Below are 20738 nucleotides of genomic sequence, written 5' to 3' on the forward strand. Positions count from 1 at the left end.
GACAGGGATCACTCCACGGAAGCACGAAGGAAAGGTGGTCCGGCGCGCGGGTGCGCGACGGCGTCACGACACCTCTCCTGTCCCCCCTGGGCGGCGTGCATGCGCCGGCCGGGTACGGCGCGGAGTGGTCCGTGCACCGGATGGAGGGTGTCGCGTCAGGCTGCGAGTGCGTACGCGGGCGGCGGACCGCGCCTGATCACCTGGTGCTGCAAGGGGTCCCCGGTGGCGGGTGCCGGGGCGTCGACCGCCGTACGGGCGATGCGCGGCCCGGTCGTCGGGCCGCCGGGCAGCCCGGCGCGCAGTGCGTCGACCAGGGCGAACGCCGCCCGCAGCGCGCGCAGCCGGGCTCCGGCCGCTATCTGCTGCGCGCCGTGCGCGGACAGTCGGACCAGCCCGAACAGGGCGATCTCGCCGCGCCGCAGCAGCCAGCCGGTGGCCACCGCGGCCAGCAGGTGGCCGAGCAGCATGGGCAGGTCGGGCAGCAGGGCGGCGAGGGTGCCCGGATCCGTGCCGGACGCGGCGGCCATGTGGTGGCCCCCGGCCGTCACCGACGCCGGGTCGATGCCCGCGGTGGTGACGATGCGGTGCGCGTCGGCGGCGCTCAGCTGCGCCGGCCCGGCCCCGCACACGAGACTCGCCGCGAACCGGATCAGGGAGTCGTCGCCCGCCCTGGCGTTCAGCGCCGGGGTGCTGTGCGTGCCCAGGCCGAACAGGGCGTGCAGGGCGATCTGTCCACCGGCCAGTGCGGCGGCGATGGACCACAGCGAACGCTCGCGTCCGGCGAACGGCGCCACCACCGCGGACATCCCCAGGAACCCCGCGAGCAGCGTCCACCAGGGGACGGCCGCGCAGGACGCCAGGGAGTGGCCTGCCGCGGACAGCGCGACGCAGACCGCGGTGAACACCGCGGTCCTCAGGAGCCGCAGACCGGCTCCGGCGCGTGCGACAGGCATAGACATGGCGGGGCCATCATCGCACCGGGCCCCCGGGCTCCGTACGGCAGGTCCGGAAGGTCGCCTTCTGTCCGGTGCGGTCGGGCGGGCCAGGCATACACGGGTGTACGGAGCGCTGGTATCCGCCGAATGAGCGGTCTCACATCCGGTCCGCGCTTACGAATGGTGCCGTGCGGCAATACGTATCGGTATGTCGAGCCGCAGCCAGGAGGCTGGAGCATGAGCATCTGGTGGTCCCTCCATTTGCGGCGCGAGGCCGCGAGCGTCCCGCTCGCCCGCCGCTTTCTGCTGGGCACCATGGAGACCGCGGGTGTGGACCCGGACATCTCCTTCGATCTGTCGCTCGCGCTCAGCGAGGCCTGCGCGAACGCCGTCGAGCACGGCGGTGACCACGCGGTCCGGGACGAACCGGAGGACCGGGCAGTGCCGCAGGATCCGTGGGACGTATGGGACGAGCTGCCCGGGGCCGCCTCCGGGCAGTACCGGGTCACCGCCTATCTGGACGGCGAGAAGTGCCGTATCGAGGTCGCCGACTCGGGGCCAGGCTTCCCCGCCCGGCGCACCCTCCGTTCCGCGGCGCAGCCGCACGAGCCCCAGCAGTACCCGCCGCTCAACGCCGAGGACGGGCGGGGCCTCTGTCTGATCGAGCAGCTCGCCGACCATGTGCACTTCGGCAACCGCCCCGGCAGCGGAGCCGTCGTCAGCTTCGACAAGGTCCTGAAATGGCGGAAGGACGCCCTGCTCATGGTGTCCTGAGCAGGGCGTCCTTCGACGCGTGGGGGCCGTCGGCTCAGCCCTTGAGGCGGGCCATCCACTCCTCGACCTCGTCGGAGCGGCGCGGCAGCTTGTCGGAGAGGTTCCGGTTGCCGTCCTCGGTGACGAGGATGTCGTCCTCGATCCGGACGCCGATGCCCCGGTACTCCTCGGGCACGGTCAGGTCGTCGGCCTGGAAGTACAGACCGGGCTCGACCGTGAGGCAGACGCCGGGCTCCAGCGTTCCGTTGACGTATGTCTCGGTGCGCGCGGCGGCGCAGTCGTGGACGTCCATGCCGAGCATGTGACCGGTGCCGTGCAGCGTCCAGCGGCGCTGGAGCCCCAGCTCCAGGACCTTCTCCACGGACAGGTCGCCCAGCAGGCCCCACTCGACGAGCTTCTCGGCGAGCACCCGCTGTGCGGCGTCGTGGAAGTCGCGGAAGCCGGCGCCGGGCCTGACGGCGGCGATGCCCGCCTCCTGGGCCTCGTACACGGCGTCGTAGATCTTCCGCTGGAGCGGCGTGAACGTGCCGTTGATCGGAAGGGTGCGGGTCACATCGGCGGTGTAGAGGTCGTTGGTCTCCACGCCCGCGTCGAGCAGCAGCAGTTCGCCGGAGCGCACCGCGCCGTCGTTGCGCACCCAGTGCAGGGTGGTGGCGTGCGGACCGGCCGCGCAGATCGAGCCGTAGCCGATGTCGTTGCCCTCGATGCGGGCCCGGAGGAAGAAGGTGCCCTCGATGTAGCGCTCGCTCGTCGCCTCGGCCTTGTCGAGGATCTTCACGACGTCCTCGAAGCCGCGCGCGGTGGCGTCGCAGGCCTTCTCCAGCTCGGCGATCTCGAAGGCGTCCTTGACCAGCCGGGCCTCGGAGAGGAAGACGCGCAGCTCCTCGTCGCGCTCCGCGGTGACCTTGTCGGTCAGCGCGGCCTCGATGCCGGCGTCGTGGCCGCGGACGTTGCGGACCGGGCCGGTGGCCTCGGTCAGCGCGGCGGGGAGCTCGCGCACGTCCTTCGCGGGGATGCCCAGCAGCTGCTCGGCCTCGGCGAGGGAGTGACGGCGGCCGACCCACAGCTCGCCCTGGCCGTCGAGCCAGAACTCGCCGTTCTCGCGGTTGGAGCGCGGCAGCAGGTGGATGGTCGCCTGGTGACCGTCCTCGGTCGGCTCCAGGACGAGCACGCCGTCCTGGGTCTGGTCACCGGTGAGGTACGCGTACTCGGTGGAGGCGCGGAAGGCGTACTCGGTGTCGTTGGAGCGGGTCCTCAGGTTGCCCGCGGGGACGACCAGTCGCTCACCGGGGAAGCGGGCGGAGAGCGCGGCGCGGCGGGCGGCCGTGTGCGCGGCCTGGGCGATCGGTTCGACGCCGTGCAGCTCGGTATCGGCCCAGCCCGACTTCATGTTCGCGGCGAGTTCATCGGAGACGCCCGGGTACAGGCCGTTCTTCCGCTGCTTGACCGTCTCTTCTTCCTCGGTCTCCGGGTTCTCCGGGATGAGCTCCTCAGCCACGATTTGTCTCTCCTTGATACGACACTGGACCCCGTCCATCGTACGGGTGTACGGAAGGGGGCACAGGGCCGGAGGACCTGTTACACGGCTCGGCCGGAGGAATGCCGTGGGTTCGGCCGGGGAATGCCGCGGGGCTCAGTCGAAGCGCGCGGCCAGGACGACCACGTCCTCCGCGTCCTCGCCGCGGTCGAGCCCGTCCGGCAGCACGGTGCGCAGCACATGGTCGGCGACGGCCCCGGCGTCCTGGCGCATCGCCTTCGGTACGGACGCGGCCGCCGAGTGGAGCCGTGCGAACGCCCGGTCCGTCGAGTCGCCGGTACGGCGCAGCAGCCCGTCGGTGCAGAGCAGTACGGTTTCGCCGGGCGCCGGGGTGATCTGCACGCTGGGCGCCTCCCAGCAGGCGAGCATGCCCAGCGGCGCGGAGACCGAGGTCTCGACGAACTCGGTGCGCCGGTCGCCGATCACGAGCGGCGGGGTGTGGCCCGCACCGGCCAGCAGGATCTTGCGCGCGGCCGGTTCGCAGTAGGCGAACAGCGCGGTCGCGGTACGGGCCGGTTCGGTGAGCCGCAGCAGGAGTTCCAGATCCGAGAGCACGGCGACCGGGTCCTCGCCCTCCATCACCGCGTACGCCCGCAGCCCGGCCCGCAGCCGCCCCATGGCGGCCAGGGCGCTCGGCCCGGAGCCGTTCACCGAGCCCACGGCGAGACCGAGCGCGCCCTCCGGCAGCGCCAGCGCGTCGTACCAGTCGCCGCCGCCCTGCGGGGCCCGGCGGTGACGGGCGGCCAGCTGGACGCCGGCGACCCGGGGCAGCCGGGTGGGCAGCAGCTCCTCGGTGACGGTGGCGACATCGGCCCTGGCCCGCTCCAGCTCCAGCAGCCGGGCCAGGTGCTCACCGGCGTATCCGGTGTAGAGGCCGACGAGATGGCGCCGGCGCTCAAGCGGTTCGGCGGGTTCGTCGTAGAGCCAGACGGCGGCGCCGAGCCTGCCGGTCGCCTCGGCGGTGAGCGGCACGGCGTAGCTGGCGGCGTATCCGAGCCGGGCGGCGACCTCGCGGCGGCGGGGGTCCAGAGCGGTGTCGCCGAGCAGGTCGGGGGTGGTCTGCGCTCCTTCGGTGTCCGGGAGCCCCTCCAGGATCCGGCCGTAGGAGGTGGCGGCGCGCGGGACCGTCTCGATCAGCCCCAGCTCGGCGTGGGCGAGCCCGAGGCCGATGGTGCTCACCGGGCCGCGGTGGTCGGAGGGTTCGAGGACGACCAGGCCGCGGCGGGCGCCGACCAGAGCGGCTCCGGCGTCCAGCAGCTCGTGAAGCGCATCGTCGAGGGTGGCGGTTCTGGCCAGTCGCTCGGTGAGTTCGTGCAACGTGGTGAGATCGGAGATCCAGCCGGCGAGCCGGTCCTGGATGAAGGCTCCCGGAGCGGACGGCACTTCGGACAGAGGCCCGGCAGTGTGTGCTGAAACCGGAACTGTGGGATCGATTCCAGCCACTTTTGGCAGGTGTGGGGCGCTCATCGTTTTCGGCTTTCCGACCAGTGCGTTTCGTCGAATAGCATCGCGAACCCCCATGTCATTCTGCGCCGCTATCAGTGCATCCGCATGTACACGTGCACCACATGTACACGCACAAGTGAGGCGATGTCCAGCATTGTCCCCACGGGAATTATGGTGTCCGCGCAGCTGCTAAGTTGGCCAAAAAATGCACCCCATGAGAGCTATTTGCGATCGACTGGGCGTGCTCGAACAGGGGGTGTTCTCGGGGTGAAGTCCCGGAGGGAGCGTCATGCCGGGCATGCTGGGTACGTAATCGATGAAGGCCAGGGGCAGTTCTGATCGCCCCGGAACCCAGCAGGCGGCCCGGACGTCCTCTCTTGTGACGGCCACGCACCCACCCCCGAGTGGCGGGGTTCGCACCCTGGCACGGCAGGCGCGATAGCTGCGCCGCTCCTCGCCACGCTCGTCCGGACCGCTCGTCCGGACCCGTCTCGCACCTGCTCGAATCGGCTCGGCCCATGCTCGGTACCGACGACCCGCCCGTACCGCAGACCTGAAGAGCATGTACGCACAGTGAACTGATGCACACGTACGGCAACTCACACGTGGTGTGATGTGGACCCTCGGCGTTCAACGGAAAGGAACGAGCGCTCATGCGCGAGATCCTCGGAAGGCGACGCAGGCTCCGGCTCCGGCGCAGGGGAAGGCCCGCCCAGCTCGACGCGGCCCTGACCTGTGCCACCGCATGGCAGTGGCCCGTGCTCCCCGGAGTGGGGCCGGAGGCGGCCGGTGGTCGCGGTGGCCGTGGCCGTGGCTGCGCCTGTCCCGATCCCGAGTGCGCCGTGCCCGGCGCACATCCCTTCGATCCCGGTCTCCTCGCGGCGACCACCGACGCGCGCATGGTGCGCTGGTGGTGGACCAACCGGCCCACCGCTCCGATCGTCCTGGCCACCGGCGGGCGCGCTCCGTGCGCGCTGAGCCTGCCGGCCGTGGCCGCCGCCCGTGCGCTGGTCGAGCTGGACCGGATGGGCGTGCGGCTCGGCCCCGTGGTGGCGACGCCGACCCGGTGGTCGCTGCTGGTCGCCCCGTACGACCTCGAACGGCTCGGTGAGCTGCTGCACGCCCAGGACTGGGTGCCCAGTTCGCTGCGCTTCCACGGCGAGGGCGGCTATCTCGTCCTCCCGCCGTCCGAGGTGGGGGCGGGGCAGGTGCGCTGGGAGCGGGCTCCCTCCCCGGAGCCCCGGCAGCGTGCGCGTGGGAAGGGCCCGGCTCCGGCACCCGCCGCGCCGTGGCTGCCGGATGTGGGGGCGGTGCTGGACGCGCTGGTCACGGCGAGCAGCGGTGCGCCGGACGGCGGCAGTCGGCTCGCGTACTGACGGGGGCGGTGGCGGGCGCGTCGTGCCCGCCACCGGAGTAGTGGGGTGGGCCGCGCCGGACCCCGCGTATCGGCTGGAATATCCGGCGGACCGTCAGAACGCCCTGCGAAGCCGGCGGGTGCGGTCCGTGATTATCCGGGTGGTCGTGTCCCGACGGCGGGATGCCGGCCCGGATGTGATCCCTGGGCGTGATCCCCGGATGTGATCCCTGATGCGCAATGCAAAGTCTGCCGCTGCAAAGTCCGGCGGTGTAAGGCTTTCTGATGACCTTTCGGAACGCCCCGACAGATTTATCGAATATCCATTCGACTAACTCCGGTGCAGGTCATTTCGCGGAGTGCGCCCGGCGCCCGGCAATCCGGCATTCGACGCCCGGCGTCCGACATTCGGCATGCGGCGCCTGGCATCCGCTGACGCCCGGCATCCGACGGCATCCGGCATTCGGTATCTGTCCGAGACCTGTCGGTCCTCGCATGGTCCGCCGACGCCCTGAGCGCCCTGCTCCTGCTGCGGTCAGGGCTCTCTCGGTGCCTCGGCCCCTCCCGCTCCGTCGAGCCGGGGCGGCGTATCCATGAAGGCGCCGGTGCGGCGGGAACGGTCATGGGGGCGCGGTGTTCAGTGAGGCCGGGGCGTACCGGCAAGGGGCTTGTGCGCGGGCCTGTGCGCCGCGTTGCGCGCCGTGCGCCGTATCCGGAAATGAGGATGCCCGATCGCTGGCGACGGGGGATGCACCAGCGACCGGGCTTCTAGAACGGTAACAAGAGATCTGCCGTTCGCAAATTCGATCTCGCGTATTCGGACAGCGATTTACCTGTGAGTACGGCGAGTTGTGACGCGAGTCACCCCATGAGCCCGGTGGGTTCGGGGATCGTCGATGTCAGCTGAGCGTCACCTGGCGGTTGGTGAGACCGCCGCGCGCCCGCCGCTCCTCGGCGCTGAGCGGCGCGTCGGAGGCGAGCGCCTCGGTCAGCCGTTCGGCGAACTCGGCCGCCGGCTTCTCGCACTCCTCGGCCCCCATGGCACTCGGCAGATCCCAGACCGGGACCATCAGCCCGTGCGCCCGGAAGGAGCCGACCAGCCGGGTGTTCTCGCCCAGCGAGGAGGTACCGGCGGCGTGCAGCCGGGCGAGCGCGTCGAGCAGCCGCTCCTCGGCGTGCGGCATGACCCAGCGCAGATGGTTCTTCTCCGGGGTCTCGCACCAGTAGGCGGCGTCCACACCGGCGAGCCGCGTCGTCGGGATCGCCGCCTCGTTGGCGCGCTCCAGGGAGGCGGACACCTCGGGCGTGGCGTTCTCCGCGTCCGGGACCCAGAACTCGAAGCCGGAGTGGACGACGGGCTCGAACGCCGCATCGGGGTCGAGTACGTCCTGCAGCCGCGGACCGTCGGCCGGCACGCGCTGCGCCGCCACGGGCGAACCGGGCTCGGCGTCCAGCGCCCGCCGCAGCGTGTCCGCGAGGTCCCGGCTGAGGTCACCGGACGGGGTGTCGTTCTGCAGGGCGAGCAGCACCGAACCGTCGTCGCGGCGCAGTGCCGGCCAGGCCATCGGCAGGACGGTGGCGAGCGTCACCGAGGGCACGCCCTCGGGCAGCCCGCCCTTCAGCGTCAGCGCGACCGTGGCGGCGGGCACCAGTTCGCGCAGCGCGACCCAGTCACACTCGCCGGCCAGACCCTCGAAGGGGCGGTGGACGAGCTCGGTCACGGCCTGGGCGGCAGCGCGGCCGTGACATGCCTTGTAGCGGCGGCCCGAACCGCACGGGCAGGGCTCACGAGCCCCGACCACCGGGATCTCGCCATCCTTGAGTTGCTGCTTCCCGGCCTTGGTCTGAGGGCGCTTCTTGGCCATGGTGGGCTTTCTCCCGATTGCGACAGTGCGGTCTGGGCCGCGAGCCTAGCCGTCTCCGTCGCGTACGGAACACACGTGCCCACGCGTCCGCCGGTACCGGAGCGCGGAACGCCGCTTTCCGCGCGGCCGCACTGTGCCGCGTGACCATGTTCTCGCGCGCGCACGCGCGTTGCCGCGGGAGCACGTCTCGGTGCGTGCGGACGCCGTGCCGCGCGATCCCGCCCATACGTCCGGAGACGCCGTGCCGCGCGATCCCCCCTTGCGCGCGCAGGCGCGTTGGGGCGCCGGCGCCTCCCGTACCTCGGCGGCGGCCGGTGTCCGTACCGGAACGTCAGCCCACGTCGTCGAAGGCGTCCGCGAAGCCCAGCCCGTCGAGCGACATGCCCGGCGCGGGCACTCCGGGCCGCGACGCTCCCGGCCGCGACCTGCCCGGACCCGGCACGACCGGTGCGCCCGGCCTGCCAGGCGCGCCGGACGCCTGCCCGTGTCCCTCGTTGACGAGGACCCAGACGGTCACTTCACCGGACGAGCTGTCGCGTACGCCCCACTCGTCGGCGAGCGCGCTGATGATGTTGAGCCCGCGGCCGCCGCGCGCCGTCACCGACGGCGTGGCCGGGACCGGGCGGGTCGGGCCGCCTCCGTCCGTCACCTCGACGGTCAGCCCGCCGGTCCTGTCGACGCGCCACGCCGCGCGGACGTCGCCGTCACCCACATCCGTGTGCCGGCCCAGCGGCCTGCCGTGCCGACAGGCATTGCTGAGCAGTTCGGAAAGAATCAACACGGCGTCGTCGACGACCGAATCCGACACCCCGTGGCTGCGCAACTGCTCGCGCATCCGGTGCCGCGCCTGGCCCACGCCCGCAGGGCCATGGGGTACGGCCATGCTCGACGACGTGGGCACTTCCTGTGCCACCACCAACGCCACCCCCGAGACCTCCTTTGCCCCACGCCACGGAGTGGATGCCCCCTTGGACTGGACCGGAAACCGGCCAACGGACTGCCAGTGACGTACTCGTAACGATCGAATACGGTTCGAATGCGCCGGTGCACTCCGTGTCACTGGGTGTCAGAGGCGTCCCAGCTGCGAAAGAACCTGTTTCGGGCGGTTCGTGATGATTGCCTCGACGCCCAGATCGACGCAGAGTTCGACGTCCTCCGGTTCGTTCACCGTCCAGACGTGCACGCGGTGCCCCGCTCGGTGCAGTCGCTCGATGTAACCGGGGTGGTTGCGTACGATCCGCATCCCCGGACCCGCGATCCGCGCCCCGGCCGGCAGCCGCCCGTCGCGCAGCCGCGGCGAGACGAACTGCATCAGGTACACGGTGGGCAGGGCGGGGGCCGCGGCCTGGACGCGGTGCAGCGAGCGCGCCGAGAAGCTCATGATGCGCACCGGCGAGGGGCCGTCGGCCGGCGGGGCGTCGAGCTCGAACTGTTTCAGCAGCTGCAGCAGCCTCTCCTCGACCTGGCCCGCCCAGCGGGTGGGGTGCTTGGTCTCGACGGCCAGCTGGAGCGGACGCCCGGCGGCCCGGGTCTCGACGACGAGTTCGAGCAGTCGTTCCAGGGTGAGTACGGAGGTGAGCTCGCCCGGCACCGGATCCCAGTCCGGGGACTCCGACTCCTCGCGGTTCCGCTCCTTTCGGTTCCTCTCCTCGCGGTCCTTCCAGGAGCCGAAGTCGAGGGCGGCGAGTTCGGAGAGCTCCAGGGCGGATACGGCGCCGCGGCCGTTGGAGGTGCGGTTCACCCGGCGGTCGTGCACGCACACCAGGTGGCCGTCGGCGGTGAGCCGTACGTCGCACTCCAGGGCGTCGGCGCCGTCCTCGATGGCCTTTCGGTACGCGGCCAGGGTGTGCTCGGGGGCGTCGTCGGACGAGCCCCGGTGCGCGATGACCTGGATGGGGTGGTGCGTGGATTGCCGGCGTGCGTGGGTCACCCCGTCATCGTGTCATCGAGCGGCGGCCCCCGGGCGCACGCTGCGCGGCGGATGCGGGCACCCCGCGCCGCTGCTGCGGTGCGTCTTGCACCGGAGGATCGTTTTGCCCGATGTAAAGATTGGTGTGCGGATGCACAGGTCCTGCTTACAGTGGCCTGACGTGCCTTGGGAAAAGCTGGGACCTGACACGTACACAGCGGATCTCTTGCCGAAATTGATGTGGAACCGAGGAGTAAAGAGCTGTGAGCACAGAGAACGAGGGCAACGAGGGCACTGCGGCCGAGGCCGTTCCGTCCGTACCTCCCGTGCCGGCCGATGCTCCTCAGGGGTCACCCGGGAGCACGCCCGCGCCCGCGCCTGCCCCGGAGGGGGAGCCGGCCACCGCCACCACACCCATGGCTTCCGTCCCGCCAACGCCTGCCCACGCGCCGCACACACCCCAGACACCTCACGCGCCCCAGACACCCCACGCGCCCCAGTCGGCTGCCGAGGCCAACTGGCCGCCCCCGCCGCCGCCCGCCGTGCCGGCGTACGCCTCCCACGGTGCGGACGGTGGCGGTCCCGTCTGGGGCGCCCCGTCCCAGCCGTACGCCCCCGAAGGCCCGCGCAAGCGGGGCATGGGCGGCCTGGTCGCGGCGGTCGCGGTCGCGGCGCTGGTCGCCGGCGGCATCGGCGGCGCCTTCGGCTACTGGGCGGCCGACCGCAACGGCTCCTCCGGCTCGACCACGGTCTCGGCGTCGGCCAACCAGCAGGACCTCAAGCGCGACCCCGGTACGGTCGCGGGCGTGGCGGCCAAGGCGCTGCCCAGCGTGGTCACGATCGACGCGCAGGGCGGTGACGGCGAGGGCGGTACGGGCACCGGCTTCGTGTACGACAAGGAGGGCCACATCCTCACGAACAACCACGTGGTGGCCTCCGCGGCGGACAGCGGCCAGCTGACGGCCACGTTCTCCAACGGCAAGAAGTACGGCGCCGAGGTCGTCGGCCGGGCGCAGGGCTACGACGTCGCCGTCCTGAAGCTGAAGAACCCGCCGTCGGGGCTCACCCCGCTGGCCCTCGGCAATTCGGACCAGGTCGCGGTCGGCGATTCCACGATCGCGATCGGCGCCCCGTTCGGCCTGTCCAACACGGTCACCACGGGCATCATCAGCGCCAAGAACCGCCCGGTCGCCTCCGGTGACGGCTCCGGCGGCAGCAACTCGTACATGAGCGCGCTGCAGACCGACGCCTCGATCAACCCGGGCAACTCCGGCGGCCCGCTGCTCGACGCGCGCGGCGCGGTCATCGGTATCAACTCCGCCATCCAGTCGACCGGCAGCAGCGTCGGCCAGACGCAGGCGGGCTCCATCGGCCTCGGCTTCGCGATCCCGATCAACCAGGCGACCAACGTCGCCCAGCAGCTGATCAAGACCGGCAAGCCGGTCTACCCGGTGATCGGCGCCACGGTCACCATGGACGAGAAGACCGGCGGCGCGGTCATCTCCGACCAGGGCGCGGGCGGTACGCCGGCCGTGTCGAAGGACGGCCCCGCGGACCGGGCCGGGCTCAAGGCGGGCGACGTCATCACGAAGTTCAACGACACCGTGATCGACAGCGGCCCGACGCTGATCGGCGAGATCTGGACCCACAAGCCCGGCGACCGGGTGACGCTGACCTACCAGCGCGACGGCCGGACGGCAACGGCCCAGGTCACCCTCGGCGAGCGCAACGGCGACAGCTGACCATCCCGGCAGCACGCGAGCGAAGGACCCCGCACCCGCGGGGCCCTTCGCTCACCCGCGGGCCGCATCCGATGCACCACCCGTCCACAGGCCCGAGTTGCGCCGGGGAGGGCGCCCGACCGGGATGGCCCGGCGGAACCAATCAGCCGGTACGCTGTAGGCGCTCCGTCACAGGTGGACGGGGCAGGGGTGGGTTGCCCGAGCGGCCTAAGGGAACGGTCTTGAAAACCGTCGTGGCAGCGATGTCACCGTGGGTTCAAATCCCACACCCACCGCCGCAGGTCAGAGAAGCAGCAGGTCAGAGGGCGGGCCCCGAGTTCCGGGGCCCGCCCTCTGTGTTCACCCTGTCTCACCCTGACTCGCGTATATCCCGGTCCTGACCAGTGCGTATGGGCCATGCGTGGGCCAGGATCGGGGACTCATCCGCCGTTGAGTCCTTGCTCGATGAGGGTGTTCGCACGGTCTTGCTGCCCTCGGAGGATCTTGGCGTAGAACCGGAAGAGGACGGTGAGGCTGTGTCCCGCCCGGCGGGCGACCTCCACCGGGTCCACTCCGGAATTGATCCACAGGGAGACCCCCGCGTGGCGGAGGGAGTACGGCACGTCTGCGAGCGGCGTCTTCGCCTCCTTCGCTGACAGGGCCTTGAGGCGGGCGGCGTCCCAGAGAGCGCAATACTCCGTGGACCTGACGCGTCCCCCCTCCGCGGCTCGGAAGAGCCGACCATCGTCCGCTACCCCGTACCGCTCCTTGTGTTCCCGAAGCATCGCGGTGAGGACCGGCGGGATCGGTACCGGGCGGGTGGCATTCCGTGCCCGCCGCTTCAGGCCCCGGTCGTCGTACGACTTCCCGTCGTCCGTCCAGCCGGACCCGACCTCGGGACGGCTCCCGGCAAGGACCAGCTCGCCCCACCCTGAGGTCGGCAGTGCGCAGTCCTCCTCACGCAGGGCCGCGATTTCCGAGGGGCGCATGGCGGCGTAGTAGAGGCACCCGAAGAACGCCCCCAGATGCTCGCCCCGCGCGCTGAGCTGGCGTACGGCGTCGATGAGGACTGCGGCCTGCCCCGGGTTGGGCACGTACCGGAAGTCGACTTCGTCGTCCCGCTCCGGGGTTGTCCAGTCGACGGTGCCTAGTGGGTTGGCGGGGAGGATCGTGCGCTCGACGGCGTATCGCAGCACATTGCTCAGCACCATGCGCTTCCGGGCTACCGTGTTGTCGGCCGCAGACTTTCCGTTCAGCTTCTTGGAGATGGCGTCCAGGGCGGCGCGCAGCCGGTCCGATCGGGCCACTTCGGTCATCTTGTACGTGTGCTCAGCGATCCAGGCGAGTGCCTCGACAACATCGGCCGGTGGCTCCTCGACCTGGTGCCGCAGGTGCAGAGTGCCCTCTGCATCCCGTACGGCGCGGAAGGCCCACGAATAGAGCGCCTTCCGCAGCACGGCGGCCTTCGGGGCGCCGCGCGAGCTGGAGGCGAAGACCGGCGTGACGTTGGCCAACGTCTCGGCGATGCTTGCGCGGTGCTTGGCCGCCGCCTTCGGCCATTTCATGAGCACGTACGCGGTGGCGTGCTCATACCAGGTGGGCGTGGTCAACGCCTCAAGCTCGGAGACCGGGAGCCCGGTCTCCTCGTCGAACTGCTCCCGCTTGCGCAGCGCATCCATCAACTGGGATTGACGCCCTTCGGCCTGCGTCTTGAGCTTGAAGCTCTTAGAGTGCGAGCGCTCGCCGACCCGCCATCGCAGTTCGAAAGGCTTCGGGCGGTTCTTGCGCTGCCGGATGGACCAGAAGTCCACGTCGTACGTGAGCATGGCTCTCCAGGAATGAGAGAGGGCCCACCGAACGGCGGGCCCTCTTGAAGCGGGGGTGGATCAGGCGGCGGTCTGCTCGTACTGGCTCAGCCAGGCATCCAGGTCGGCACGGCGGACGCGGATCTGCTTGTTGGGCAGCTTGATGAGTTTTGGGGCGAGGCCGCGGGCGCGCATCCGGTAGAAGGCGGCGCGGCTCATGCCGAGTTCGGCGAGGACTTCGGGGAGCTTGAGCATCTGGGGGCGTGCCATGGTGCGCCTCCTCTATGAAGCGGCGGGGCTGCGGGCGGGTTGGAGGCACATTGCCGTGAGTCGCGACTCAACCGACTCAGAGGCGGTGCGAGGGGGGTGTTGAGTCGTTTGAGTCACGACTCAGGCAAATGTGGGTCGGACCCGGTGGGGGTGATCCCGTAGTACGTGGCGACCTGCCGGCCGTAGGCGTCGCGGGGGCGGGCGCGGTGCAGTTGCGGGACGACGGAGAGCAGGTTGCGGCCGAATAGCTGCTTGGAACCGATGGCCTTGACGCCGTTGTCCTCGGCCCATTCGCGCCAGATGTCCCACAGGGTGTCCACGGGGACTTCGCAGTTGGGCCCGACCGCGCAGCGTTCTCGGACGAATGCGCTGGTGGGTGAGGCGGTGTCCTGCATGGTCGTGACCGCTTCGCGGCTGGAGGCCGGTTCGGTGATCCGGCCGGTGCGTTGCAGGCGGGCGAGTCCGTCGAGGGCCCAGTTGAGGATGCCGGGCATCTCGGCGGCAAGCTTGTCGGTGAGGCTGGTGTCTTCCTTACCGAGCCAGGAGACGGTCATGTTCAGCACGACGAAGCGCCGGGCGATGACCCCGGAGGAGTCGCCGAAGTGCGGCAGTTCGTTGGTCAGGACCATCAGCCGGGTCGGGAGCTTCCCGGTCCACGGCTGCCGGTACTTGCGGTCGATGTCGATGGTGTCCTCACCCGAGATGGTGAGGAGCCGTTCGACGACCTGGCCGCCGTCCTTGCCGGACAGCCGTGCGTCGGAGATGACCGCGAGGGGCTTGCCGACCAGCGTGGACAGCCCGAAGTTCGAGCCGAGTCCGGCGAGCGTGGGGCCTGCCAGGTTCTCACGGCCGACCAGCTCCTTGAGGACGCGGGCGATGGTTCCCTTGCCGGAGCGGGAGGGGCCTTTGACCAGCAGGATCTTCTGCTGGTCGGTGCGGCCGGACAGGACGTAGCCGAACCACTCCTGGAGCGCGTTGACCGCCTCGGGATCATCGGGCCAGATCTGTTGCAGGAACGCCTCCCACGCGGGGGCACTCGCGTCGGGGTCGTAGGTGAACGGGACGGAGACGAGATTGAAGAACCCCGGTCCGTGCGGCAACAGCTCCCGGTCCCGGATGCGGAGCAGTCCGTTCTCGCACGCCACGATCGGACTCCCGTCGTGACGGCCGTGCTCGTGGTCGATCCACGACGGCGCGTCGACATCCGTGGGCAGAAGCGCGATCGCGCCCAAGGCATCGAGCAGATTGCTGATCTTCTGCTTCGTCGGGGCCCAGTCACTGACCTCGGGCAGGCCGTCCTTGCCCACCCCCGCGCTGAACGTGGCGTGCTCCAGACGCTTGTAGAGGTCGGCGCGGATCTGCTGCTCGTCCAGCTCCCGCCAGCTCGTGCCGGTCCACCGCATCCAGGAGCCGCGCCACCGCCGGAGACGCAGGTATCCGTCAGCGGTCTGCCAGTCGGGCAGGAGCCGCCGGGCGACGGCGAGCGGGTTCGACGGTGAGGGCAGTTCTTCCGTGCCGGTCATGCGGCGGTCCTCCCTTCGGTCTGGATCGTGCGCGAGGTGCCGTGGGGGCAGTGCCCGACGCGTACACGGTCGGCCAGTTCGGTGACGGCACGGCGGCCCCGGACCTGCTCGTGGTACCCGCAGGCGCACAGCCAGTCGGCCACCGGGAATCCGCCCCGCTCCAGCCCCCGGACGTGGAGACCGGGGCCGATGCCGAGCACGGTGACCATGTGCGGCTCAGGGCGAACAGCAGTAAGGACGCCCTGACGGGCGGCGATTCCCGCGCCCTCTGCGGCCCGTGGCGGGGCATGTCGGGCGGCGCGCGGGCCGTGGGCGGTCATGAGACCCGGCCCAGGGCTGTCGGCCCGTAGAGGCCATTGGCCACGGCGCGGGCGGCGTAGGCCTCGGGGACGCCGACGGAGACGGCCGCAGCGATGATCTGCTGGCCCATGGCGTCCAGGCCACACGGTCCGGGACACACGGTGTGCTGCTTGGCCAGGAAAGATGCGACACCGTACGCCTGTGATCCGGCGCCGGATTCGGTCCGGGCGCGGACCATGGCCACGCCTCGGTCCAGGCCGGTACGCACGTAGCGCCCGGTGTGCCGGCATCCGGTGGCCACCGTCGCATCCCATGCTGCGGACCGGTTGAGGGAAGAGACCATCTCTCCCCGGGCGGGGGTGGTCTCTTCCCTGCCGATCAGGGCGCGGACGACGTCCGGCAGACGGGTCATGGTGCCGGTGCCGGGGCCGAGCCACCGGGCGTACTGCATCAGGGATTTGATGTCGACGCCGGTGCGCACGTTGTTCGCGGACCGCATCGAGCCCCGGTAGATCCAGTGCTCTCCACGCGTGGTGGGCACGGTCCGGGTGGAGGGCAGCGACTTGCGGGCCCAGGCCAGCGCGGCGGCGTTGTCGAGGTCGACAACGGTCACCCCGGCTCCGCCGGGGCAGTAGGCTACCGCCCCCGCCCGCTTCCAAGCGCTCCCCCAAACGGGTGACGCTACGACGGCGGGGTCGGTGGTGGCTGCGGCCCAGCCATGGCACGGTCGCGGGCACTGGCAGGGGCCCGCGGTCTTCATGTTCGGGCGCCCACCGCACATGTTTCCCGTGCAGGCGGGGCAGTTGCCGACCGGGCGCTTACCCGCCCGCAACGGCAACACGGGCACACCGGCCGCCGCCAGTTCGAGGGCAGAGGCGAGGTGGTCTCGCTGGATGTCATTGGCATGGGTCATGCTGGGTGTCTCCAGTTCTGTAGAAGTGCTGGCAGGCGAGGGCGGCCCCGGACTTTGGCGAGACGGGGGCCGCCCTTGGGCTGTCAGAAAGGCGGTTCGTTGGTGGCCAACGGGTCGGCGGCCGGGCGGTTGCGGCGCAGCCAGCGGGGCCGGTGCGGGAGGCGGAACAGGGTCCAGCAGCACTCCTCGTCCCAGCAGTCGCAGGGCTCCCACTCGGTGCTCGCGTACTCGCCGGTCTCGTAGTCGCCGTAGTCGTGGTTGTGTCCGCCTTCGCCCTGGCAGGCGGGGCAGTTGGGGTGGGGGGTGTCGGTGAGGATCAGCGCGGGCCGGGGCCAGGTGGCGCGCCGGATACGGAGCCGGACGGACTCTTCCGGCTGGGCACCGTGGCGGGTGTGGTCGGTGGCGAGGGTGGTGAGGTCACGCGCTTCGTCGGGGGTGACGCAGCGGTAGCGGATGTGGACGGTGCAGCCGGGGTGGGGGCAGCGCACGGTGCGCGTGCCGGTCATGAGGGCGACGGCGGCGTCGCTGAGGCGGTCGAGGAGCTTGGGCTGCACGGATGGTCCCTTCGGGGTCAGTAGCGGGAGTGCTCGGATCGGTTGTTCAGGAGTCCTTGGGTTCCTGGGGGCGGCGGTTGAGGTCGCTGCTGGCGGGCTCGTACTTCTTCGCGGGGCGGATCACTGGGCCTCCTGCTGGTTGGTGGTCTTGGCCCACACGCCGCGGGTGGTGGTGTGGGTGGTGCGCTGGTCCTGGTGGATGGGGCCGGTGTAGTGGTGGTGGTGCTCGGTGTGCGCGTCGGCCTTGGCGCGGGCGGCGGAGCGCAGGAGGGATCCGGCGGCGAGGACCAGGGCGACGGGTCCGGCCGCGCCCGTGGCGAGGGTGACCGGGTCGACCTGGCCGAGTGTGTAGAGCACGAGGGAGGTAGCACCGCCGACTGACAGGGCGGCGACGCTGCCGGTGAGCATCAGGGCGCTGGCGTCCGTGGCCTTTTGGCTCATGGGCGGGCGTCCGGGCTGGGCGATGGGGGGTGTCGGCCCGTACGAGGGCAGCGGGGAGTCGTCGCGGTGCGACGTCGGTGTGTATGCCTCGTCGATGAGCTGGCGGGCGCGGAGGTCTGCTTCGGCGGAGCTGAGCTGGCTGCTGGCCGGGGGCTGGTCGGGTCGGTTCACGGGGGTACTCCTCCCGGGCGGGCCGGGGGCCCGGCGTCGGGCGTGACGGCGGGCCCCCGGTCAGGGGGTCGGGTGGGTGTGACGGGGGTGTGATGGGCCGCTGTGAGGGCGCGTCACACCCGCTCCCGCCTAGGGGTTTGGGTGTGACGCGGCTGTCACATGTGATGGGTGTCAGGCGGCGGCGAGGACGGGGACGATGCGCCACCGGCCGGTCTGGGAGGTCGGCTGGAGACGGCCCTCCACGGAGGCGTCCTTCAGCCGCTTGGACACCCAGGACCGACCGAGGTTGTTGCGGTCGCACCAGTCCATGAAGTCCTTCGGTCCGATGACCATTTGCCCGGCCGCCTCGAACTCGTCGAGCGCGCGGGTGAACAACTGCCTGGCTTCCTCCGGGGACGGTTTGCGGCCGGTCTCCTGGCCGAACAGCGGGGTGTCGTCGCCCTGCTGGGCCGCGGGGAGGTCGGCCTCTGGGTCCATCGCGGCGTCCTCCGGGTCGAGGAGGGTGCCGGTCTGGATGGTGTCGTCCTGGTCCGGCACGGTGGCCTGCCCTGTCTCGTCGGTGCGGCGGCCGGTGTACGCGTTGCCGACGACCGCCCTGGCGGCCCCGGCGGTAACCGGGTCAGCGGCGGCGCCGTTACGCACGGCCCACTGGGCGAGCATTTCCATGACGGCCGTGGCGTCCGGGGTGAACTGCTGCGTCCTGGCCGGTGAGGCGTAGCGGTCGGGGTCGATGCCGCCTGCGACGACGTAGCAGTAGCCCGGCCTGCGGTTGCCCCATGCTCCGGGGTGGGCTCCGGCGTCGATGACCGCGTCCGGGAGGCTGAACCCCTCGTCGCGCGGGTCGCATCCGAGGGCGATCACGGACGGGAGCGAGGCCCGGGTACTGGTCGACATCTGGTCGTAGGAGGGGCGTTGGAGTGACACGAACAGCGAGCACCCGGCGGACCGGGCCTCTTGGGCGATGCCGGTGAACGCGTTGTCCCCGAGCTGCCGCAGCGTGTTGGCGGCTTCCTCCATCCAGGCGACCAGGTACGGCAGGCCCTCGCAGCCGCACGCCGTGCTGTCGGGTCGGCAGGAGTGCGCCGGGTCGGTCTGCGGCTCGGCTGCCTGCGGCGTCCACTGCCGGTAGGAGTGCTTGCCCAGCCACCCGGTCCGGGCCGGGATGACGTGCTGGAGCGCTTCCACCATCGCCTCGGTACCGGCGCCGCCCTCCACTGCCCAGTCGTAGGCGGGCAGTAGCGGCCGGAAGTCCTGGAACGCCTTCGGGTCGGACAGCCACATGATGACGTCGCGGCGGGACAGGATCTCCGTCTGGAGGTTCAGGGCGGTGTCGCCCTTGCCGGAACCGGTGCCCCCGGCGACGAGGAAGTGCTGGGCGTTGCGCCCGGCGGCCGGGTCACCGGGTAGCCACACCATCAGCGGGGAGCCGTCGTCGTACCGGCCGATGACGAGCGGGTCCATGATCGAGGCGCCCGGCTGCGAGGGGCCTTCCCACTCCTGGGGCTCGGTCAGCATGTCCTTGGGCACGATGACCAGGTCGCCGCGGCGGGCAGAGTCCGGGTCGGGCTGGTAGCGCACCGCCGACTGCGGCAGGTCGAGCGCGGACGCGATCCGCACCAGGGCACGGGCCACGTCGTCGTTGGTCTGCGTGCCCCCGTCCAGCGCCAGGCTGGCGGTGACCCGGTTCGGCTCGACCTCGGTCCGCCCGATCCTGGCCTTGGCCAGGCCCACCTTCTCCAGCAGGCCCTTGTCGGCGGACTCGATGGCCGCGGGGCCGTCCGAGGTGCGCAGCGCCATGCGGATGTTCCAGGACAGGGCCAGGACGGCCCCGCCCATCAGGTAGGTGTCGGGCAGGATGCCGGTCAGGGGCCCGGCGAGCGCGGCTCCGGTCATCCATGCGGACCCGGCCGCGACCGTGATCGCGGAGTGCAGGCGCCGCTGCGGGCTGGTCTCCCGACCGGCCCACCAGGTGGCCCCGGTGAGGGCGACCGTGGACAGGGTCAGCCCGACCCCGGCCGCGACCGAGTCGGCCCACAGCAGGTGAGCACCGGTCCCGGCGACGCCGATCCCTGCGACGCCGAGCCACGGCGGCATGTGCGGCTTGGCGCGGTGCAGGAGGTACGCCCCGATGCTGCCGCCGGTCGACGTGCTGTGCTCGCGGTTCCTCATCCGCCGTTCCATCCTCTCCAGCTCCCGGTCCACGTCCCGTTCGTCCTGGTCAACCCGGCGGTTCACTGAGCGGTCCAGTTCATGCGGGGGCGCTCCGGCCGCTGGGCGCGGTGGCGGTGGGCGTTGAGCTCGCCCTCGTAGTCCTGCTGGAACTGGGCGTACGTCGCGGCGGCGAGCTTGGCTGCGTTGCGCAGTTCGTCGGCCGCGCGCTGAAGCTTCCGCGAGACCTTGAACGCGCGGATCTTGGCGCCGCCCATCCGGCCGTCCGGGTCGGGCACTGTGCTGAGCACGGACTTGAGGATCTCGGCGCCCATGGCGACCTCGAAGGAGAGCATCACGGCCGCGGCCCGCAGGCTGTTGCAGTAGTCGCGGATCTGGGCCGGGGAGGAGAACTCCGGTGCGGGGAGCAGGCTTTCGGCGTGCTGGCGGGCACTGGCGGGGGCGGCCTTGGTCTTGGTGTTGTTGACCGTGACGTTGATCGGCGGGACGAACCCACCGGCGGCGGCGCCGACGAAGTTTCCGGCGGCGGTGGCCGCACCGGCCGCGAACTTGGCGCCCTTCCCGCTGGGGCTCGATCCGCCGCTGGTCCGGGGGCGGGGGGCGTGGGGCCGCGGGGTGCTGGTGGTTGCCATGGGGGTGCTCCTTTTCAGGCGGAGAGGCAGAGGGCCGCGACGACGAGCGCGGCGATGTGGGCGGTCTGGTCGACGTGCGCGGCACCGCCGGTAGCGGCCCACTTGGTCTGGCGGGCCAGGCGCATCCAGGCCGCGACGGGCCAACGCCGGTCGATCACCGCGTGCGTGGCACCAATCCACAAGACCGCAGCCAGAGCGGGCAGCAGCGGAAGCCGCCAGCCCAGGACCGCCGCGCCGAGGACGAGCAGGGTCGCGCAGACCGCGACGTGCGTGACGGCGTGGCAGAGGTTCGCCCGCCAACCGGCCACGCCCGGCAGGGCCTTGTGCCCGGCCTGGTGGTCGGTCTGCAGCGGGTAGTCGGCGATCAGATGGCCGACGTAGAGCAGGAACGCGAGATCAGCGAACACTGGACGCCTCCT

The 20738-nt window shown here is 71.3% G+C and carries 19 protein-coding genes and 1 tRNA gene; 4 read left to right on the top strand and 16 right to left on the bottom strand.

Annotation, left to right across the window (positions count from 1 at the left end; translation table 11 throughout):
- Positions 1–155: 155 nt before the first annotated feature.
- Positions 156–959 (bottom strand): hypothetical protein, encoded by an 804-nt coding sequence (locus GA0115234_RS30950; protein WP_176729312.1) that lies wholly within the window; start codon positions 957–959, stop codon positions 156–158.
- A gap of 213 nt (positions 960–1172) precedes the next feature.
- Between GA0115234_RS30950 and GA0115234_RS30955 the strand changes: the two genes are divergently transcribed.
- Entirely contained in the window at positions 1173–1709 is a 537-nt protein-coding gene (locus GA0115234_RS30955) for an ATP-binding protein (protein WP_093548236.1), read from the top strand.
- A 34-nt stretch (positions 1710–1743) separates the two neighbouring features.
- Here GA0115234_RS30955 and GA0115234_RS30960 read toward each other — a convergent pair whose 3' ends face one another.
- Together GA0115234_RS30960 and GA0115234_RS30965 are read right to left on the bottom strand one after the other, a co-directional pair.
- Positions 1744–3207 carry an aminopeptidase P family protein gene (locus tag GA0115234_RS30960; protein WP_093548238.1) on the bottom strand — a complete coding sequence of 488 codons (1464 nt, stop codon included), beginning with the start codon at positions 3205–3207 and terminating at the stop codon, positions 1744–1746.
- A gap of 135 nt (positions 3208–3342) precedes the next feature.
- Entirely contained in the window at positions 3343–4713 is a 1371-nt protein-coding gene (locus tag GA0115234_RS30965) for a PP2C family protein-serine/threonine phosphatase (protein WP_237541840.1), read from the bottom strand.
- 632 nt (positions 4714–5345) lie between these two features.
- Between GA0115234_RS30965 and GA0115234_RS30970 the strand changes: the two genes are divergently transcribed.
- Entirely contained in the window at positions 5346–6068 is a 723-nt protein-coding gene (locus GA0115234_RS30970; RefSeq protein WP_093548242.1) for a bifunctional DNA primase/polymerase, read from the top strand.
- A gap of 877 nt (positions 6069–6945) precedes the next feature.
- Here GA0115234_RS30970 and GA0115234_RS30975 read toward each other — a convergent pair.
- From GA0115234_RS30975 to GA0115234_RS30985, 3 genes are all read right to left on the bottom strand, one after another.
- Positions 6946–7911 carry a DUF5926 family protein gene (locus GA0115234_RS30975; RefSeq protein WP_093548244.1) on the bottom strand — a complete coding sequence of 322 codons (966 nt, stop codon included), beginning with the start codon at positions 7909–7911 and terminating at the stop codon, positions 6946–6948.
- A 331-nt stretch (positions 7912–8242) separates the two neighbouring features.
- Positions 8243–8794: an ATP-binding protein gene (locus GA0115234_RS30980; RefSeq protein ID WP_237541880.1), complete on the bottom strand. Its 552-nt coding sequence runs from the start codon at positions 8792–8794 to the stop codon at positions 8243–8245.
- Positions 8795–8977: 183 nt separating this feature from the next.
- Entirely contained in the window at positions 8978–9841 is an 864-nt protein-coding gene (locus GA0115234_RS30985; protein ID WP_093548246.1) for a glycerophosphodiester phosphodiesterase, read from the bottom strand.
- Between the two features lie 242 nt (positions 9842–10083).
- Between GA0115234_RS30985 and GA0115234_RS30990 the strand changes: the two genes are divergently transcribed.
- The gene (locus tag GA0115234_RS30990; protein WP_093548248.1) at positions 10084–11562 is read left to right on the top strand and encodes a S1C family serine protease; all 1479 of its coding nucleotides are present in this window, start codon (positions 10084–10086) and stop codon (positions 11560–11562) included.
- A gap of 188 nt (positions 11563–11750) precedes the next feature.
- Positions 11751–11837 (top strand) — tRNA-Ser (locus tag GA0115234_RS30995).
- Positions 11838–11981: 144 nt separating this feature from the next.
- Here GA0115234_RS30995 and GA0115234_RS31000 read toward each other — a convergent pair.
- The 10 genes from GA0115234_RS31000 to GA0115234_RS31045 all read right to left on the bottom strand — a co-directional run bounded on the left by GA0115234_RS31000 (position 11982) and on the right by GA0115234_RS31045 (position 20726).
- Positions 11982–13367 (bottom strand): tyrosine-type recombinase/integrase, encoded by a 1386-nt coding sequence (locus GA0115234_RS31000; protein ID WP_093548250.1) that lies wholly within the window; start codon positions 13365–13367, stop codon positions 11982–11984.
- Positions 13368–13427: 60 nt separating this feature from the next.
- Positions 13428–13616, bottom strand: a complete 189-nt coding sequence (locus tag GA0115234_RS31005; protein ID WP_093548252.1) for a helix-turn-helix transcriptional regulator — start codon at positions 13614–13616, stop codon at positions 13428–13430.
- A gap of 113 nt (positions 13617–13729) precedes the next feature.
- A complete protein-coding gene (locus GA0115234_RS31010) occupies positions 13730–15139 on the bottom strand; it encodes a DNA primase family protein (protein WP_093548254.1) in 1410 nt (469 codons plus the stop codon).
- Positions 15136–15348, bottom strand: a complete 213-nt coding sequence (locus GA0115234_RS31015) for a hypothetical protein (protein WP_237541841.1) — start codon at positions 15346–15348, stop codon at positions 15136–15138. The genes GA0115234_RS31010 and GA0115234_RS31015 overlap by 4 nt, the downstream gene beginning before the upstream one ends.
- Positions 15349–15455: 107 nt before the next feature.
- The gene (locus GA0115234_RS31020; protein WP_093548257.1) at positions 15456–16352 is read right to left on the bottom strand and encodes a bifunctional DNA primase/polymerase; all 897 of its coding nucleotides are present in this window, start codon (positions 16350–16352) and stop codon (positions 15456–15458) included.
- A gap of 83 nt (positions 16353–16435) precedes the next feature.
- The gene (locus tag GA0115234_RS44500) at positions 16436–16906 is read right to left on the bottom strand and encodes a hypothetical protein (protein ID WP_343335960.1); all 471 of its coding nucleotides are present in this window, start codon (positions 16904–16906) and stop codon (positions 16436–16438) included.
- 120 nt (positions 16907–17026) lie between these two features.
- Positions 17027–17518, bottom strand: coding sequence for a hypothetical protein (locus GA0115234_RS31030; protein ID WP_093548259.1), 492 nt, complete (start codon positions 17516–17518; stop codon positions 17027–17029).
- A 171-nt stretch (positions 17519–17689) separates the two neighbouring features.
- Positions 17690–19687, bottom strand: a complete 1998-nt coding sequence (traB, locus tag GA0115234_RS31035) for a plasmid transfer protein TraB (RefSeq protein ID WP_093548375.1) — start codon at positions 19685–19687, stop codon at positions 17690–17692.
- Between the two features lie 62 nt (positions 19688–19749).
- Positions 19750–20319 (bottom strand): plasmid transfer protein TraA, encoded by a 570-nt coding sequence (gene traA / locus GA0115234_RS31040; protein WP_093548261.1) that lies wholly within the window; start codon positions 20317–20319, stop codon positions 19750–19752.
- 14 nt (positions 20320–20333) lie between these two features.
- Positions 20334–20726, bottom strand: a complete 393-nt coding sequence (locus GA0115234_RS31045; protein ID WP_093548263.1) for a DUF3307 domain-containing protein — start codon at positions 20724–20726, stop codon at positions 20334–20336.
- Positions 20727–20738 lie beyond the last annotated feature (12 nt).

Origin of the sequence: Streptomyces sp. DvalAA-43 (assembly GCF_900091725.1) — a bacterium.
Classification (GTDB): Bacteria; Actinomycetota; Actinomycetes; order Streptomycetales; family Streptomycetaceae; genus Streptomyces; species Streptomyces pulveraceus.